Annotated in this window: 12 protein-coding genes; 10 read left to right on the forward strand and 2 right to left on the reverse strand. The window is 44.1% G+C overall.

Annotated features, from left to right (window positions below):
• Positions 1-155 precede the first annotated feature (155 nt).
• The 3 genes from pfaD (at position 156) to ACVBIO_RS09335 (ending at position 4,597) form a co-directional block, all read left to right on the forward strand.
• On the forward strand, positions 156-1,784 hold the full coding sequence (gene pfaD, locus ACVBIO_RS09325) for an eicosapentaenoate synthase subunit PfaD (RefSeq protein WP_447160621.1): 1,629 nt from the start codon (positions 156-158) through the stop codon (positions 1,782-1,784).
• A gap of 306 nt (positions 1,785-2,090) precedes the next feature.
• On the forward strand, positions 2,091-3,800 hold the full coding sequence (locus tag ACVBIO_RS09330; protein ID WP_447163623.1) for a sensor domain-containing diguanylate cyclase: 1,710 nt from the start codon (positions 2,091-2,093) through the stop codon (positions 3,798-3,800).
• A gap of 236 nt (positions 3,801-4,036) precedes the next feature.
• Complete coding sequence (locus ACVBIO_RS09335) at positions 4,037-4,597, forward strand: type II secretion system protein (RefSeq protein WP_447160623.1); 561 nt, start codon at positions 4,037-4,039, stop codon at positions 4,595-4,597.
• A gap of 114 nt (positions 4,598-4,711) precedes the next feature.
• On the opposite strand, the gene ACVBIO_RS09340 is transcribed toward ACVBIO_RS09335, so the two are convergent.
• On the reverse strand, positions 4,712-7,036 hold the full coding sequence (locus ACVBIO_RS09340) for a penicillin acylase family protein (protein ID WP_447172464.1): 2,325 nt from the start codon (positions 7,034-7,036) through the stop codon (positions 4,712-4,714).
• 202 nt (positions 7,037-7,238) lie between these two features.
• Here ACVBIO_RS09340 and ACVBIO_RS09345 point away from each other — a divergent pair, with 202 nt between their 5' ends.
• From ACVBIO_RS09345 to ACVBIO_RS09360, 4 genes are all read left to right on the forward strand, one after another.
• On the forward strand, positions 7,239-7,490 hold the full coding sequence (locus ACVBIO_RS09345; RefSeq protein WP_447160625.1) for a hypothetical protein: 252 nt from the start codon (positions 7,239-7,241) through the stop codon (positions 7,488-7,490).
• A gap of 168 nt (positions 7,491-7,658) precedes the next feature.
• Positions 7,659-9,005: a DEAD/DEAH box helicase gene (locus ACVBIO_RS09350; RefSeq protein ID WP_447172465.1), complete on the forward strand. Its 1,347-nt coding sequence runs from the start codon at positions 7,659-7,661 to the stop codon at positions 9,003-9,005.
• Between the two features lie 450 nt (positions 9,006-9,455).
• The gene (locus ACVBIO_RS09355; RefSeq protein ID WP_447172466.1) at positions 9,456-10,709 is read left to right on the forward strand and encodes a hypothetical protein; all 1,254 of its coding nucleotides are present in this window, start codon (positions 9,456-9,458) and stop codon (positions 10,707-10,709) included.
• A 505-nt stretch (positions 10,710-11,214) separates the two neighbouring features.
• Positions 11,215-13,494, forward strand: coding sequence for a TonB-dependent hemoglobin/transferrin/lactoferrin family receptor (locus tag ACVBIO_RS09360; RefSeq protein WP_447172467.1), 2,280 nt, complete (start codon positions 11,215-11,217; stop codon positions 13,492-13,494).
• A 92-nt stretch (positions 13,495-13,586) separates the two neighbouring features.
• Here ACVBIO_RS09360 and ACVBIO_RS09365 read toward each other — a convergent pair whose 3' ends face one another.
• Entirely contained in the window at positions 13,587-14,525 is a 939-nt protein-coding gene (locus tag ACVBIO_RS09365; RefSeq protein ID WP_447169455.1) for a choice-of-anchor H family protein, read from the reverse strand.
• A gap of 531 nt (positions 14,526-15,056) precedes the next feature.
• On the opposite strand from ACVBIO_RS09365, the gene ACVBIO_RS09370 reads away from it, so the two are divergent.
• The 3 genes from ACVBIO_RS09370 to ACVBIO_RS09380 all read left to right on the forward strand — a co-directional run bounded on the left by ACVBIO_RS09370 (position 15,057) and on the right by ACVBIO_RS09380 (position 16,140).
• Positions 15,057-15,644 carry a NapC/NirT family cytochrome c gene (locus tag ACVBIO_RS09370; protein WP_447160630.1) on the forward strand — a complete coding sequence of 196 codons (588 nt, stop codon included), beginning with the start codon at positions 15,057-15,059 and terminating at the stop codon, positions 15,642-15,644.
• Between the two features lie 68 nt (positions 15,645-15,712).
• Positions 15,713-15,874, forward strand: coding sequence for a periplasmic nitrate reductase, NapE protein (locus ACVBIO_RS09375; protein WP_447160631.1), 162 nt, complete (start codon positions 15,713-15,715; stop codon positions 15,872-15,874).
• Positions 15,875-15,885: 11 nt separating this feature from the next.
• Positions 15,886-16,140, forward strand: a complete 255-nt coding sequence (locus ACVBIO_RS09380; RefSeq protein WP_447160632.1) for a chaperone NapD — start codon at positions 15,886-15,888, stop codon at positions 16,138-16,140.

The raw sequence follows: 16,140 nt of genomic DNA on the forward strand, positions 1-16,140 counted from the left end.
ATCTGCGTCCTAACTCGATTTATATAATGAATGATTTAATAGCAACTAGCTGCGTTCTAAACCATTAAAAAGTAAATGAATTAGATTGAAAATTTAGTTAAAAGAATAGCTAAGAGCCGCAAGCTCGATATAAATGATTAAGGGTCTTACAAATAATGAATCCTACTACAACAAGTGAAATGCTTTCTCCATGGCCATGGGCTGTGACAGAGTCAAATATTAGCTTTGACGTGCAAGTGATGGAGCAACAACTTAAAGATTTTCGCCGTGGCTGCTATGTGGTAAACCACAGCGAACATGGCTTTGGTATCGCGCAATCAGCAAATATCGTCACTGAACAAGCCGCTAACAGCACAGATTTACCAGTGAGTGCTTTTACCCCAGCTTTGGGTACGGAAAGCCTTGGCGACAGTAATTTCCGCCGTGTTCATGGTGTGAAATATGCCTATTACGCTGGCGCAATGGCGAACGGTATTTCATCAGAAGAGCTCGTTATTGCACTGGGTCAGGCCGGTATTTTGTGCTCATTTGGCGCCGCGGGTCTTATCCCAAGCCGTGTAGAAGCCGCGATTAATCGCATTCAGGCGGCGCTGCCAAATGGCCCATACATGTTTAATCTTATCCATAGCCCAAGTGAGCCAGCGTTAGAGCGTGGCAGCGTGGAATTATTTTTAAAGCATAAAGTACGTACCGTTGAGGCGTCGGCTTTCTTAGGCTTAACACCGCAAATTGTTTATTACCGCGCCGCGGGTTTAAGCCGTGATGCACAGGGTAAAATTGTTGTCGCCAACAAGGTGATAGCCAAGGTGAGCCGCACCGAAGTGGCTGAAAAGTTCATGATGCCTGCCCCAGCCAAAATGCTGCAAAAACTGGTTGATGACGGCTCTATCACAGCCGAGCAGATGGAACTGGCACAACTTGTGCCGATGGCGGATGACGTAACTGCAGAAGCAGACTCGGGCGGACACACTGATAACCGCCCATTAGTAACGCTTCTACCTACGATTTTGGCCCTAAAAGAAGAGATCCAAACCAAGTACCAGTACGACACACCGATTCGTGTCGGTTGCGGCGGTGGTGTTGGCACTCCCGATGCGGCGCTAGCGACATTTAATATGGGCGCCGCGTATATTGTGACAGGCTCAATTAACCAGGCTTGTGTTGAAGCGGGCGCCAGTGAGCATACCCGTAAACTACTTGCCACCACCGAGATGGCCGATGTCACCATGGCTCCTGCTGCTGATATGTTCGAAATGGGCGTAAAACTGCAAGTGGTGAAGCGTGGTACCTTATTCCCGATGCGCGCGAATAAGCTTTACGAGATCTACACTCGTTATGACGCTATTGAAGCTATCCCTGCTGATGAGCGTGAAAAACTCGAGAAACAGGTGTTCCGCTCAAGCTTAGATGAGATCTGGGCGGGTACCGTTGCCCACTTTAATGAACGCGACCCAAAACAGATTGAGCGTGCAGAAGGTAATCCAAAACGTAAAATGGCATTGATTTTCCGCTGGTACTTGGGGCTTTCAAGCCGCTGGTCAAATTCAGGCGAAGTTGGCCGCGAGATGGATTATCAGATTTGGGCAGGTCCAGCACTAGGTGCTTTCAACCAGTGGGCTAAAGGTAGCTACTTAGATAACTACCAAGAGCGTAACGCAGTCGATTTGGCTAAGCATCTTATGTATGGCGCAGCTTATCTTAACCGCGTCAACTCACTAACGGCCCAAGGCGTTAAGCTTCCAGCTCAGTTACTGCGCTGGAAGCCGACTCAAAGAATGGCATAAGCCCAGCCTTTAGATAAAACGACCTTAAAAAGCCACTAACTTCTGTTGGTGGCTTTTGCTTTATATGCACGCTTTGCGCTTCTTTACCTCATCAATTACCCGTCAGCTATACAGCTTCAATCTATAGTCAAACTCTACATTTCAATTCTACATTTCAATTCTATATTTCAATTCCACATATAGAATCACCTTTAAAATCGACAGATAAATGCCACAGCTCTTACTCGCTTGCATCCATAACGGCAAAGTAAGCAGACCTGTTTTAAAAAGTTGGCTCCACACCATTTAATAAGCTTTACTTAAGTAATGCTCTGTTTTAAAAGGTTTCTAACTATCGTTAAATTAAAACCCCAAACCTTTAATCAACTACAGCTACGGATTTCGGTTGCGATATTTGTATTATTCGCCAGTGCGGTGTTTGCGTTTAGAGTTTGGGTACAGATCCCTCTTGTTGAAAAGTCACTATTAAAAGTCTCAGAACAAGAGCTCATCGCGCTAGACTTTGCCTTTAAGCAGATGATTAAACCACTGCATACCCTTAATTATGATTACGCTGTTTGGGACAGAACTTACAGCTACATGAAATCAAAAAGTGCTACTGCCAAGCAGTTTTATGAGCAGCATGAATACCCTGATGACACCTTTAAAAGTTTAGAAGTGGATGGCGTCTTTATTTTTAACAACGCTAATAGGTTGGTTTTCTCTAAAGGGTTCAATCACAGCAGTGATCAGTCTCTTGAGTTTGGGTTTACCAATTTCACCCTATACCCACAAAACAAAGCGCTGTCTCCACAGCAAAAACAGGCCCTGCCGCCAATCGATGAGCCCATAAGCAGCCCTGAAGATGTACCATCAAAAACCGGGGTTATCTCGACAAAGTATGGGCCTGCACTGTTTAGCTCAACCTCGATTTTACAATCCAACCGCAGCGGCCCAGCTTTAGGCTATTTAGTGTTTATCAGACTCATAGATAAAGAGTTTATCAGCGAGCTATCTCAATATACCTCAGCAGGTGTAGAGATGAGCTTATTGAGTGCACAAGACAATGCTACATCTATGTTTAATTTAGGCTCACACAGAGTACTCAATAACCTCTCGCCAACATCAGAGCGCATTGTTCGCAATATCGATGGTAAACCGCTGTTCAAACTCATCCTTAAGCACACCAATACCATGCCGCCTCCCGTTTTAACCGTTGGCGTATTTGTCTTACTTGCAGAAATGACCACCCTACTGCTTTTGGCCTATTTGTTATATTCCTATTTCTTAGTGCGCCCGGTACAAAAACTGGCAAATGATATCGAAGAGATGGAAAGAAGCAGAGAGATAAAAAGGTTGCGGTACCGCTACCCCATCACAGAGCTCGTCAATGTCGCGACCCATTTCAACGCCCTTATGGGCACGATTCAAGAACAAACTCAACTGCTCAATGAGCAAGTCTACATCGATAATTTAACCAAGATCCCCAATCGCCGCGCGTTTGAGCAACGGCTTGACACCTATTGCCAGCTGCTTGCAAGACAACAGATAGGTTTTACGCTGATCATTGCCGATGTTGACCACTTTAAGGAGTATAACGACACCCTTGGTCATTTAGCTGGAGATGATGCCTTGAGTAAAGTCGCGCAAACCCTTACACAGCAATTTTACCGTGCTGAAGATATCTGTGCTCGATTTGGTGGAGAAGAATTTATTATGCTGTTTAGGGATATTCCCGATCAAGCATTACAAGGTAAACTAGAGGCGATACTCAACGCGTTTAAAGAGATGGCATTGCCTCATCCTTGTAGCCAAACAGCCCCATTTGTCACCATCAGTCTTGGGGTTTGCAAGGTCATTGCAGTTGAAGGTTTTGAGTTTAAAAACGACGTGCACATTATTGCTCACCAAGCCGCGTTACTTGCAGATAAAGCCTTATATCAAGCCAAAAAAGCAGGTCGTAATCAATATAAACAGATCACAATATCAGTCGATGTGATTGAAGCATTAGAGACCAATCACGCAAGCGACGAATAAGGTTATAAGGTTATAAGGTTATAAGGTTATATAAGTCAGTTACTCAACCCACACTCCCCTGTCACAGACGCAATCACTATCCGTTATCCACGAGCGTTCAAATCGAACTGGCCACTTCACGGTTGTTATATTCAACAATCAACGATGGCGAATTATTAGCAATGGATCAAATAAAATACACCATTAAGAATGTAAACTTGTGTCTAAATTTAAACTCCCATATATGAAGAGTATCAATGAAGCCTAATGCAAAAGGATTTACACTGATAGAGTTGGTCGTAGTGATTATCATCCTAGGTGTGTTAGCCGTTATAGCGCTCCCTAAGTTTATCAATTTGCAAGACGATGCCAGAACCGCTGCAATGGCAGGCCAGTTTGGCGCTTTTAAAAGTGCTGTTGCACTTTATCACAGCGGCTGGGTAACTGCTGGCGATACGGGGGCCGTCGATAAACTGCCGAGTTTTGGCGAGGGTAATGTGTCATCAACTCCAACAGGTTTCCCTTACTCTACCTCTGGAACCGATACCGAAGTATTTACAGCCTGTAAAGAGGTTTGGCATGGCATTACCTCAACAGACTTCACTATTGCCCATGTAACTGATGCTGATTTAATGACTGCAGATGTCGATATTGCATACACCTATGGCGCAGACAGGTGCATCTATCGTGATCTATTCTTTATTCAACGCGGCGAAACAACACAAGTAATGGAGTATTACTTCAATACTGGCGTGGTTACCGTAAAAGACGCTTTTTATCATTCTGACGGGAGCTCTAGCAGTACTGCTAGGCCGTAATCACTTTCAGCCCTTCATAACGGCCAGTAATCGACAACACTCAGTAAAAAACTCCCGATAAGACTCCTCAACAAAGAGCTTTATCGGAAGTCATGCTTACCATATGGCAAGTCGCTACTCGTTAACCTGCTTTGCTAAGGGCGTTATTTGCAATTGATGAATAATCTCACCGGGTAACAAAGGGGTACTTTGTTGGCTCACATATTCGTCAAAACCTGCACGATAGAAATCGGATAACGGATGCCCAGATTGCCCACCTGGAATTGTCATAATCCCATTTCCCTCATCACCCGCCTGTACGATAAAGCGCTGCGACGCACCAAATGACGCCCCTTGCACTGCTGGCATAAAGCTGTCGCCAAAGCCTGCAACTACCGGCATATCGAGCAATGCGCTTAGACTTGGGATCTGTTTAGAAAACGGATGCTGGATCTTCAGCTGGTTTACCTTTCCCCAGGCTAAGTCAGCCATATCGCCGCTATTACTGTCACTGTCACTATGTTTAGCCAGAAGCTTCGCCTTACTCTGCAAATACATATCCGTTATGTATGATGACCAATCATCTTGTTCCTGAGGTAACCAGCTTTGCGCTTGGGAATGAATTAGCTGCCACATACCTGGCTCTAAATAACGTTTAATCGGCGATAAACTCAGGTCATATTTAGCCAGTTCTGTTTCCAATGGCGCAAAAGTGCTATCAATTAATTGGCTACGAAAATTACGCACTAAGCTATAACCCACAGAGTCAGCGCAGGCACAAGCCTGCCATGATTTCAAATAAGCAATATCTTCAGCAAAACGCTCAGGTTGCAAAGTGAGTTCATTGAGTAACAACTGATGCCAGTCTTGCAAAAATCGCGCTTGATTATCGAGCTGTAGCTGATAAAAGTCCTGCACAGAAAAATCTTCAGTCTCAAATAATCGGTCTCGTATTTGCGTGCTGCGAGCCCCAAGAGCATAACCACCGTCACCAAGACGTTGATGTTCTTGAACAGATACGACTCGAGAGTTACCTGTCCATAATCGGTTATTTTTAGGGTTGATCAGCTGTGGCAATGCAACACTCTCTTGTAACCAATTCAGGTTCTGAAAAGCTGAAGTTGCGATTGCGACATTACTTGGGTTAGTCCTTGATGGGAACGCCCCGGTTGGTTTCCAGGCCGCGCTCCCAGCGTTATCCACCAGCAACATATTTTGTACTGGGATCCCCATGTTATTGGCCACCTCAATACCTTGTTCAACGCTGTTAATACCGTCTAACTCAATTAGATCCATGTCTACCGCATAGTCGCTATGACCCACCCATGATAATGCGTACCTTTGGTCACCCATCTCTTGAACTGGACCATAAGGCGAGATTTGAACGGTGTAACTCACCTCTGAATCGGGTAAAGCAATTATTTCATTTTCCAGATAGATAGGCGTTTGCTCATCAATCGCCACCCAATCGGCAGTGTCGATATAGGCGTTAGTAAAGCCCCATGCCACCTTACCATTACTGCCAACGACAATAGCGGGAGCCCCCGGCAATGATACGCCGGTCACTTGCACATTTTCGCCGGCTTTTTGATAGTTCAGCTGGGCGCGATACCAGATGATGGGCACAGCAAAAGACAGGTGCATGTCATCAGAGAGCATAGCGTTGCCGTTCGCGGTCAACTCACCTGTCACCGCCCAGTTATTACTGCCAATATCCAATGGCTCGGCAATTTCTATATGCTTGGCTTGAGTGAGTAGCTTTTTAGCTAGCGTAGGGACGGGTATGTCAGCTAGTGCAAATTGACTGCCATCTAGCGCCGCTTGATATTGGCTAGGCTGAATGAGAAAATCCACCATATCACGACCAAAAAGTACCTGAATTTGAGTTAAGGCTAAATCACGCTTAATCGTGTTGCCTTGTAAATCCAGATACATGCTGTAAATAACCAGCAAGCTGTCGGCTGGCACCCAAAATCTCGGCGTTGCGCCCGTCACTATGTATTCGAATGATTCAAGAGATTGCGCAGCAAGTGCATCGTTCACCCCCTGAGCATATGTGGTCAGTACGTTTAAGTGCTCAGCATCCAAGTTGCTAATAATCAGCTCGGCGCGTTTACGCAGTTGATGAAAACGACGACGCTTATCTAAATCTAATGCTTTTTCGCCGAAGATCTCCGCTAGCTCACCGGCAGAGTTTCTTCGCAGCAGATCCATTTGAAAGAACCTATCTTGCCCATGAGCGTAGCCTAAGCCATAGGCTGCATCTTGTCGGTCACTGGCATGAACAACTGCGGTGCCAAGCCTATCGCGCCCAAGAGTCACAGTTTGCTTAACGCTATCACTGGTCACACTTTTATCGAGTGCGGGTAAGCTCAAAGATAACGAGAGGTACACACCCCCCAAGGCGGCTACGGCAGCTGACGAGGTGCCAATAAGTGCTATTTTTATTATTTTATGCATTTAGCTATTCCCTGCGCTATATTCCCTGCGCGATTAAAGTAAGCTTTTTCCTATCATAAACGCCGTTACAAAAATGTTAAACAAGCATTTGAATTTTATCCACACCGATAACCAAAGCAGCACGTCTTACTCATTTACCCCGATGAAGGTAATTTATGGCAAAATAGCCTCGCCCCTTTAGATGCTATTAGTAGAAATTAATATGGCTAAACCCAATAAAAAAGGTCCAACACAAACAGTCGAAATCTTTTGCGCAAAATGTAAAGCTCAACTGTTTAAGTATCGAAAAGGCGGAAAAGGGACGCTGGTAAAATGTTTCAAAGAACGCATCGTCGAGGACTTCACTCAAACGCCTTGCCAATGCCCTAATTGCGAGCAGCTATTCGCTCGAGATACACTTATCCGCGGTGCGCCTGCATTTAAAATGATTGGCGGCAAGGTCACGATGAAATAAGCAAAGTGGCAGTTCATCAAGCAAAAAGTTAAATATCAGAATTAATCAATTCGCGCCCAACTTCAAACATACTGTTATAATGGTTTGCAGCAACACCGTTATCGGCGAAATTCATCGCCATAACCGCTAACCATATTGATATCTATCAGACACCTAATTGAGACTCGCATGCCGTTTTCTAAGCTTGGATTAAGCACTCCCATCGTTAAAGCCGTTACTGAGCAAGGCTACACTAGCCCGACTCCGATTCAAGCTAAGACTATTCCCGTTATTTTAAGTCAGCGTAACCTGATTGCGGCTGCGCAAACTGGTACCGGTAAAACGGCCAGCTTTGTACTGCCAATCTTAGAGATGCTAAGCCCAGCCGAGACTCAACGTAAAAAGCGTATTCGTGCGCTGATTTTAACCCCAACCCGTGAGCTTGCGGTGCAGGTTGAAGACAACATTAGCCAATATGGTAAGCACCTAAATCTAACCTCAATGGCCATGTACGGTGGCGTTGACTCAAAGCCGCAACGTCAGGGCTTAATTGATGGTGTCGATATCTTGGTTGCCACGCCGGGTCGCCTACTCGATATGTACACCCAACGTGCTATTCATTTCGATGAACTAGAAATTTTAGTGCTTGATGAAGCCGACAGAATGCTTGATATGGGCTTTATTGAAGACATCAATAAGATCATCGAAAAGCTGCCTGTAGATAGACAAACGCTGCTATTTTCAGCAACCCTATCTAGACAAGTCAAAGAGCTGGCAAGAGCGACGATTGTAAGACCTATCGAAATTTCTGTCACTCATAACACTGACAACAAGCCTAAAATTGAACAGTGGTTAGTTACCGTTGATAAAGACAAAAAATCTGCGCTACTAAGCCATTTAATTCAAGAGAATAACTGGCAACAGGCGCTTATTTTTATCGAAACTAAGCAAGGTGCCGCTAAGCTTGTTAGCCAACTTGAAAAACGTGGCATTGTTGCAGAATGTATTCATGGCGGCCGTAGCCAGGAGATCCGTGAGCAAATCCTTGCAGACTTTAAATCCGGCAAAATTGGTTTATTAATCGCAACAGGAATTGCGGCACGTGGATTAGATATCGATGAGCTGCCACTGGTGATTAACTACGACCTGCCTTACCCTGCTGATGATTATATTCACCGTATTGGTCGTACCGGACGAGCTGGCGCCAGTGGTCAAGCCGTTGCGTTAGTCTCAAAAGATGACTTTAAGAATTTATGTATGATTGAAAGCCGTTTAGGCCATTTGATTGAGCGTAGAGAAATTGAAGGCTTTGCGCCAAGAAAAGAAGTTCCGATTTCAATTTTAAATTTTAAACCTAAGAGCAAACAACTTGCTGTTGGTGATAAAGCGCCGCGTAAAGAGGCTAATTCTAAAGATGTTAGCTCTAAAGGCGCTAGATCGAAAGATGCGAGGCATTCAGACACTAAGCCAAGCCATAACGATAAAGCAGACCAAAACAAGAGTAATAAACTACCGCCAAACCCTTGGAATTTATAGACTACTTCTGCCAGTACTTCTGCCAGCACTCCTGTCAGTATTATTAGCTCAATACAACTGAAGTTATCGGTTTAGCAGTAAGCATACAAGCAAAAAGGGTTTAGCAGCAGCTAAGCCCTTTTTTAATATCAGCTAATACTTATTAAAAATAGTACTCATAAACAATTTCATTTTAAACAAGAGTACTCAGGCATAGTAATACTTATACGTAATAATACTCAGCCATAGTAAAACGCTATCAAGCCTCCTAGCTATCAGCCTGCGCACTATGCCAAAAACCCATACTGTACTACTCGTACTAACAAACCATACTGTCCCGCCCGAGCTATAAACCTCATGCTATTAAACTCATGCTATAAACACTGTGCCCAACAACCATTTGTTAACCACTGCAACTATTTGTTAACCTAGTGAACTATATAATGTTTAACCGGTTCCCCTAGGAGCATCATGCTTGCATTTATGCAGAAGAACACTTCAAGACCACGCCTGCTTATCGCCGCCATCGTATTAACCGGCTTACTGGCTATCAGTGTTTTTTTTGCCATTAAGGATCGGCAATCGCCTCAATTAGCACCGGGCTCAATTTTGATATTACCCGTTAGTGTTGAGTTAAATGCTCTTGAATTAGATAGCCTTGAGTTAGCTAGCCCTGAGTTAGAGAGTGATAACAATGACTGGCAAGCCTATGCACAAATGGAGCAAGTGATATTAGCCCTTGGCACCTCAGCTCAGTATCCGGTGCTCCAGGTTGAAGATGTAATATCGATGCTGTCACAAGCGGAAAGCTATATTCAAGACCCAGAACCTATCGATCTTAATCGGCTTTTTACTCTTTCAGGTAGCAGCTTGATTGTCGAAAGCTCGCTGTCATTGGAAGCAAAGCAGTATCGACTTCAATACCGTTTTTTGAGCGCTAAAAAAGTGATTACAGGCTCAATCAAAGGCGCTTCAATCTCTGCTGTCCAAAAAGAACTCGCTGAACGTATACAAGACTTTGCAGGACAGCCTTTTAGCCAGAATGCACAGCGCCAGCAAGCTTGGTTTAGCAACCCCCAACTCATCAATGCGCTAGAACAGATCCAATACGCACAACTTGACGATGCACAATCGAGCCTTAATGAGCTGTTAGCACAATCTCCTAATAATCTTATTGCCATAAGGCGACTGGCCGAACTAATCATGGCTCAAAGTGAAGAGCTAGATGATAAGGGGGCACAAGAAAAATTAGCTATAAGCAAGCAGTGGCTTGATCGTGGGATCAGCGCTGCCAATGACACCAACAATCAACGCCAGCTGGCGCGATTAAAGTTCGCATTAGCACAAAACAAGCTTAAAAATGGTGAGCTTGAACTGGCAATTAGTGAGCTTTCACAAGCAAGAATATTAGCCGCCAATACCCAGGATTGGCTATATTTAGGCTATATTTCTAACTGGTCTGGACATATTTATCAGCGACTAAATCGCTATAAAAATGCCAATGCACAATATCAGCTTTCATTCGATTACCAGCAAAAAGTAGGTTACCCAGCAGGCCAAGTTGCAGCACTTAACAACTTAGCTAAGCTGCAGATGTTGCAGCACAATTATAGCCTCGCCTATAAAGCGATAAAGCAATCCGTAGCCATAGTGACCCAAAGAGATTTGAGTCAGCTTCGCGAGCCAACATTTACACTATTAGCGCAAATAGAAGATAAGCTTTAACTTTAGCGCAAATAGAAGATAAGCTTTAACTTTAGCGCCGTTTAAATGGCCGGCATAACAAGCCGTTATCAAGCTATCACCAACAGTATCGCAAGCAAACAAATCACACTTAAACACTTGATTTTAAGCAGATATAAACTACAAAACATCAACAGGATCACGCTTCAAGACCTAAATACTCTAAGCTCGCACTGCAGCTGGGGGGATAAATCCGCACACACTAAATCATCCGGTTAAGGAATGTTCACCCCTTAAGGGGTCAAGCCCGCCCAAGCCGTAACAAATCAATACACCTGTTAATAATAGTGACACTTGCGAGCAATAACTAGCCAGTTGATTTTTATCAGAAATAGATAAATGTGATCAACTTTAAAAATTTGTTTTTTTATCAGATAAAGCAGGGAAATTAGCTCACTCTAAACAAGACCCTACCTAAATTAGAGTATAAAATGTCGCCTGCTAAAGAGAATCATTCTCATTTTGTTGTAATCAGTTAAGGTGCGTCATGAATAAGCTCAAAGTTAGTGTACTGGCGATAGCTGTCAGTACGATACTCAATGCCCAGGCTCAAGAAGCTGTAGTGGAATCAAAGTCAAACCCAGAAACGAGTGCACAAAAGCATGAAGTGATCGTTATTTCTGGCTCTCGTATGGAGCAAGATATCGAGCAGGTTGCTGGCTCTATTTTGGTCATTGATGAAGATGCCATTGAAAAAAGCATGAGTAATGACTTTGGCAGCCTATTTAGAAATGAATCGGCTATTGGCGTTAAAGGCGGTGCAGGTAAACCGACCACTGTGACCATTCGTGGTATCGGTGGCAACCGCGTGATGATGGTTAAAGACGGTGTGCGCGTTAACAACCAGTACGCCTCACCATTAGGCCCTGGCGCTGAAGGTACTGGCCGCGGCCTTACTGAAGTACAGAGCCTAAAACAAGTGGAAGTGGTTAAGGCTGCGGCATCGACCATGTATGGTTCTGACGCACTAGGCGGCGTAGTGGTTATGCGCACCAAAGATGCTAGCGATTACCTAATGGGTGATGACTATTATGTGTCGCTTAATACTGGCTATGCGGGGATCAACAACGAATACAGTGCAGGTTTTACCAGTGCAGCAGCTTATGGCGGCTTTGAAAACCTGCTGACTTATCAGCACCGCAAAGGCGAAGAACTGCCAAACTTCTATGACACTCAACCAGACAGTGATCTAGTGCAAGACAGTGTGCTGTTTAAGAGTAAATACCATTTCAATGACTACACCTCAGTACAGCTCACCCTAGACTACCTAGAGCAGACTCTTGAGCGCTGGGAATACGAGTTTGATGATGCTGGAGCACTGGACGAAAATATCGATAGCGACCGAGACACTCAAGTCATTAATGGTGCCGTGCAGCTGGTGTCTGACAAGCCAACCCAAATGCATGATACGCTGACGGTTACAGCCTATTTTGGCCAAACCGAGCAATTAGAGCACAGAGACTATTTTGAATGGAATAAAGCTGAAACTGTTTACGGTTTGAGTGAAGTTCGCGACTACAGCTTTGAAGATCAGCGTATAGGTCTTAACAGCACCTTTAGTAAGTATGTTGGCGGCGACAACTATGGTCATCAGATCACCTATGGTTTGGACTACGAGTTTTCGACCATGTCTCGTCATCGCGAGGTCAACGACCCGCAAACAGGCGAAACAAATACGCCATTTACCTTTGCCACTACCGACAGCCAGCGCCTAGGTATTTTTATGCAGGATGATGTCACTCTACTTGATGGCGATTTGAATTTAATTGCGGGTTTGCGTTATGACTATTTCCGCAATACCCCAGATCAACAACAAGCCGTTGACGCAGGTAAAGATGCCGCAGACTTCCAGAGCATGAGTGACAGTTTCTGGTCGCCTAAAGTGGGTTTAGTCTATCAATTATCAGACTCAGTCAGCGTTTATGGTCAGTACGCCTATGGCTACAAGATGCCAACGCCAGATCAAAAATGGGGTGAGTTGGAAGTCGATGCAGGCTCGATGACAGATGTGATTATTCAGGCTAACTATGACTTAGAGTCTGAGCAGTCTCATACCTGGGAAATCGGTGTTCGCGGTAATCACAGCGACACCCAATATGAACTGACAACATTCTACACGCTGGCCAAAGACTTTATTGACTGGCAGTATGTCAGCTTTAAACCACCAGTGTTTATTCCTGGCTTCCCGCCAGTGATGGAGCCAATGGAGTTTAAGTATCAGTACTACAACCGCGATGAAGTGATTCTGTATGGCGCTGAAGCTCAAGTTAACCATTGGCTAACAGATAGCGTTGAGCTGTGGGGTAACATCTCTTACACCTATGGTGAAGATGAAAACGGTGATTACCTTAATAGTGTCAGTCCGCTAAAAGGTAACGTAGGTGCTAATTGGTATACTGATATTGCTGATATGGAAGCAGATTTTGGTGCGGTAGTGCGCTGGGCGGATGATATGAGCCGTACCAATGATATCGAGCTAGCCGAGGAAGATATTTGTGCCATGGGCATGTGCATTCCTAAAGAGAAGTTTAATGAGGTGTACGGTACGCCTGGTTATGCGGTTATGGATCTCACCTTTGGTTTAAGAATTAACGACAGCTGGAAACTACGTGCTGGCGTTTATAACCTATTTGATAAAGAGTATATCGATTACGCCGATGTTGCAGGCCAATCGGTATTCTTACTCGGCGCAAGTATGGATCTTGAAAAAGAAGACTTTACTCAACCAGGTCGCTACTTCAACGTGAGTGTGAACTATCAGTTCTAACCCTAGTTTAATGATATAGCACGCATAAAAAATGCAGCCTTGGCTGCATTTTTGTTCATTACCTTTAAATCATCTAAGCCTGTTGCCACTGACTAAAACTGACAACTGCGCGAGTATCGTCTTATCGCAAGTAAACTAAATAGTGCTAATAACAAACCCACTGATACACTTCCGCCATAGTAATCCTCTTCGATATACACATCATCCCTATCGCTACTCTCCAATGGCAGCGCATATAAGCTATCAAAGTCATTCGAGCTCACGGTCGCCACTATGTCACCGTAACCGACTTCATAGAGATCAATTAACACATCGTAATGATCGGTTCGGTAACCTGACTCCAGCGTTGTTAGCACCTCAAAATCATCATCGGTGGCATCACCATAAATACTAAAAATGTCCGTGGTGTAGTAATGCTCCCACGGCCCACCATTGCGACTTAGATATAACTCAGCAAACACATCCGCCCGTTCATTGACATAGCTCCCCTGCACATCGGCATCAAACGTCACACTAAAGGTCTGATAAAAACCGTCATAATCGTTATCAATAAACAAACGGCTATAGGCATCGTAGATATAAAAATCTCGGTAGATGCCATTTGCAAATTGCTTAACCGAACCGCTCTTTACTAGGCTCTGCTGCGCCTGAGCCGCCTTATCGATATGGGACTGGATGATTAGTTCTCTGCTCAACTCTCGCATCTGCTTTTCAGGGCTAGCTCCCCCTTTTGCTTGCAACGCCTGTTCTGCTAGCACTTGCTTAGCTCTTTGGGCATCTAGCTGACTGATTTGCTGCTCAGATAAGCTGTTAGAGTTGTTTATTACTTCAGCCTCTGCCGAAACAGTTTTAGCAACCGAGACACTTTTCGGCGGCGAAAGCGGGCTAATATCCGAACTGGCATTTGCACTGGCAGCCAGTGTCGCACTCATTGATAAGGTTAACAGGCCAATACTCGCCGCTCGCATCAACATGCACTTTTGCTCACTTATATGAGTTGTATGAGCCTTATGATTTTGTTTTGTGTTCATCTTCACCTCGAAGTTCTTTCTTAATGAGGCCATTAGAGTCCACAGAGTGTGAACACAAGCTGAACGTTAAAAATCGTAATGATTGGACTTCTAGCCTAGAAAATAAAATTGTTTAGTTTGAGCAGTAAATACAGGGAAAGTAAGGCAACATCTTATAGCACTAATCTCACCACGAAGCGCTTCGCTTTCACGGAGGTAAAGATGAAGAGCTTAAGCTAATATCTCAAAGCAGAAACCAAGATATTATCATTAAAAGCATACGTTGGCTTGTGTAGCGCCACGCTACCACAAGCACCGCCATTAATCCCAAGCCCCTGTGGTTGCAATGTATGTCAGTAGTTTGATGCTCCTAAGATTGAGGGAACTATCAGATACTGGCTAGCGTATTTTCTTCCATACCCAAAAGCTTATTTTCCTTTACCTAATATACCTAATCTCATATTCAGCGAATAAAAACTGATATTTGCACTAACATTAAACAATTAGTATCAGGTAATACGCAAAAAAAATGGCAATACAAAAGGAAACCTAATGGCTAAGTTAAAACAGTATTTAGTTAAAATTTGGCATCTAATGAAAAGACCGAGCGTACATTATAGTGTTGCTTTTCTTGTGTTAGGTGGCTTTGTTGCTGGTGTGATTTTCTGGACAGCTTTCAACAAAGGTTTGGATATGACAAGTACAGAAGAATTTTGTAGCAGCTGCCACCAAAACGTATACGAAGAGATGGCGCTAACAGCTCACTTTACTAACGCCAGTGGCGTTACCGCAGAGTGCCATGATTGTCATGTTCCCCATAACTGGACAGATAAGATTGCCAGAAAAATGCAAGCCTCGAGAGAAATATGGGGCTACCTCACGGGTGCTATTAATACCCAAGAAAAATTTGAAGCTAAGCGACGTGAAATGGCTGAACATGAATGGGTAAGGTTGCAAGCTAACAACTCTCAGGAATGTCGCAATTGTCATAACCTCAATTCTATGGATATCACTTTGCAGTCTCCGCGCGCTGCCAATATGCATTCTACCTACCTGCTAACAGGTGAGAAAACCTGTATTAATTGCCACAAAGGTATTGCCCACAACTTACCAGACATGAAAGGTGTTGATGGTTTTTAGCGCTGCGACAAAAGCATTTAGTACAACAAATTCTATGGATTAGGTTACTCACCTTAACTGGAGGACACATGAATACAAATGATAGCCATGACAAAGGGCAAGAGTTAACAGTGGTTTTCTTGCTGGCAGTGGTAATCGGTCCACTAGCGACATCAATATTAATTTCAATCTATGGCTTTATTGTGTGGTTTAGCCAAATTCTAACGAGTCCACCAGGTCCAACTTTTTAAGAGTGAACGCTATGGAACAGGAATTTCATGTAACAAGCATGGTTGTGCAAGTAAGGCCCGCTCAAATGTCGCAAGTTAAACAGACAATTGCACTAATGGATGCCGCTGAAATAGCGGTAAGCAATGAAATGAAGCTTGTTGTTGTACTTGAAGGAGACAGTCAACGCACCCTAATGAAGAGCATAGAAATGATAAATGGTCTCCCAGGGGTGTTATCTGCTGCTATGGTTTATCAACAAAGCGAAATACTGGAAGAGGGTGAATAA

Source organism: Shewanella sp. 0m-8, assembly GCF_052977265.1.

Bases quoted from the DNA above. Each gene is read 5' to 3' on its own strand.
- pfaD (WP_447160621.1), top strand. From the start codon at position 156: ATGAATCCTACTACAACAAGTGAAATGCTTTCTCCATGGCCATGGGCT.
- ACVBIO_RS09365 (WP_447169455.1), bottom strand. From the start codon at position 14,525: ATGAACACAAAACAAAATCATAAGGCTCATACAACTCATATAAGTGAG.
- ACVBIO_RS09345 (WP_447160625.1), top strand. From the start codon at position 7,239: ATGGCTAAACCCAATAAAAAAGGTCCAACACAAACAGTCGAAATCTTT.
- ACVBIO_RS09335 (WP_447160623.1), top strand. From the start codon at position 4,037: ATGAAGCCTAATGCAAAAGGATTTACACTGATAGAGTTGGTCGTAGTG.
- ACVBIO_RS09360 (WP_447172467.1), top strand. From the start codon at position 11,215: ATGAATAAGCTCAAAGTTAGTGTACTGGCGATAGCTGTCAGTACGATA.
- ACVBIO_RS09370 (WP_447160630.1), top strand. From the start codon at position 15,057: ATGGCTAAGTTAAAACAGTATTTAGTTAAAATTTGGCATCTAATGAAA.
- ACVBIO_RS09330 (WP_447163623.1), top strand. From the start codon at position 2,091: ATGCTCTGTTTTAAAAGGTTTCTAACTATCGTTAAATTAAAACCCCAA.
- ACVBIO_RS09355 (WP_447172466.1), top strand. From the start codon at position 9,456: ATGCTTGCATTTATGCAGAAGAACACTTCAAGACCACGCCTGCTTATC.
- ACVBIO_RS09350 (WP_447172465.1), top strand. From the start codon at position 7,659: ATGCCGTTTTCTAAGCTTGGATTAAGCACTCCCATCGTTAAAGCCGTT.
- ACVBIO_RS09380 (WP_447160632.1), top strand. From the start codon at position 15,886: ATGGAACAGGAATTTCATGTAACAAGCATGGTTGTGCAAGTAAGGCCC.
- ACVBIO_RS09375 (WP_447160631.1), top strand. From the start codon at position 15,713: ATGAATACAAATGATAGCCATGACAAAGGGCAAGAGTTAACAGTGGTT.
- ACVBIO_RS09340 (WP_447172464.1), bottom strand. From the start codon at position 7,036: ATGCATAAAATAATAAAAATAGCACTTATTGGCACCTCGTCAGCTGCC.